This window comes from Paenibacillus sp. GCM10023250, assembly GCF_042653205.1.
In the GTDB taxonomy this organism is placed as follows: Bacteria; Bacillota; Bacilli; order Paenibacillales; family Paenibacillaceae; genus Paenibacillus_Z.
The window spans coordinates 1-1,763 of the sequence record NZ_JBHSHY010000088.1 but is presented as its reverse complement, the minus strand read 5'-3'; the positions used below and the strand labels follow the sequence as shown (position 1 = coordinate 1,763).

General features: G+C 47.8%; 1 protein-coding gene. It reads right to left on the bottom strand.

The annotated features are described in order from the left end of the window. Nucleotides 1–377: 377 nt before the first annotated feature. Nucleotides 378–1,664 (bottom strand): IS110 family transposase, encoded by a 1,287-nt coding sequence (locus ACFPB1_RS27330; RefSeq protein ID WP_379229376.1) that lies wholly within the window; start codon nt 1,662–1,664, stop codon nt 378–380. Between the last annotated feature and the right edge of the window lie 99 nt (nt 1,665–1,763).

Sequence of the window (1,763 nt, the reverse complement as noted above, 5' to 3'; positions counted from 1 at the left end):
TCCCTCGGTTTTAAGAGTTTATCTCACATATACTCACTCATTCGCAGGATTTCATCACCTTGGCTTCAGGAGAATCTGAAGGAAAGTAAGAAGTTCAACTGGTGGGCTTGGTCTTGGGTATGCGGGAACAGAGGAATCTCAGGAATTATTCCCCAAATGCCTTCTGCTGCACGCATACTCCACATTAACCTCAGAGGTTCACCCTCCCACAACTCAACGGGTCAATGCCCTTACATTCCTTCGTTATACCTGTCCAAGGTGTGGAGACCGATAGCGTTTAGCGGATGGGTCAGAGCCCTTATGGGAAACGAACTCGGTCCTCCGTGCTTTCTTTGTGAAATCCCGCGAATGAGTCAATATACGTGATGCTTCTTAACTTAGGCTGCTTCTGTCCAACTCAGGACGATTTTCTCTGGCGTAAACTTTTCTCCTCGTTGAACAAGACCGACTAGAATTCGGGCAAGCTTTCCAATTAACTTAAATATGGATTGCTGCTTTTTCATCTTCTTTTCTTGCACATTGTGCTCATGCAGATGGCGGAATACGGGGTTATTCCAAACGAGTTGAACGGTTGCAAGATAGAGATATTTTCGCAAGCCAGAGTCACCTCGCTTTGAAAGAACAATGCGTCCTTTTCGCTTTCCAGATGTACTTTCAGCCAGATTCAAACCTGCCTTCCTCAGTACCTGTCGTCCATGCACATATTGCCTTAAATCTCCTGTCCCGGCTAAAATGGCCGCGGTGAAGATTTTCCCGAGACCTTTTATGGTGCGAAGCTGCTGCGCCATAGGAATCTCAGAAAGCAGAGCTTCAATGTCCCACTCAATCTGTTCAAGCATGGTGGTAACGCGCTCAAATTCTTCAATGAGCCGTTTTAAATCTGCCTTCGCTTCTTCTTCAGCAGTTCGTTCTCCCACACTCCGTTTCGCTTGTGCGATGAGCTGCGCGGCCTTCTCTATCCCCGTAGAACCGCCAGCGCGCTGCATATGGACTCGCCAGGCATCGATGACGCCCGGTACCGTATACGTCTCCAAATCTCGTGGGCAAGGGAAAGTCTTCAGGGTCGCCAATGACCGCTTACAGGTCCAATCTTTGAATACAGACGAGTATTCTGGAAAACGGATATCCAGCCAGCGTACGATCCGATTCTGCAGCCGTATACTGTTCGTCACCCAGAATTCTCGGTCACTCATCATCGTCCGTAACCGTTGGAACTCAAACGGTTGACGCGTGTACTCGTAGTAGAAGCCCCGACTGACAGCGTCTGCGATGACAAGAGCATCTTTGGGATCATTTTTTGACGGACTGTTATCTCGATTCTCTTTGTTTCGCTTGGTTGTAGCAGGGTTAACCATGACCACGTGTAATCCCTGATCTGCTAACCAGTTGGCCAGGTTAAACCAGTAATGGCCGGTCGGCTCCATGCCGATGATGAGATTCTTTAGTCGGTGTTTCTGCTGTAACTCCGTCATCCAGCGGTTCAATTTTTCAAAGCCTTCCATGCTATTTGAAAATGATAGATGCCGTTTGGAAACTACGATCCCTCGGAAATTCGTAGCTTGAGCTACATGCGTTTCTTTGGCCATGTCGATCCCTACGACGAGATGCGAGGTGGTAATTCGTTCAATCCGTTGATTTTGTACGTCTGATTGCTTAAACTTCATAGTAGGAGCGCCTCCTTGATGTGTTGTCGACAAACCCATCATACTGAGGCGCTCCCTTTTTTACAAAGCCCATTTCTTAGGCTCAACAGGAATGTTTAG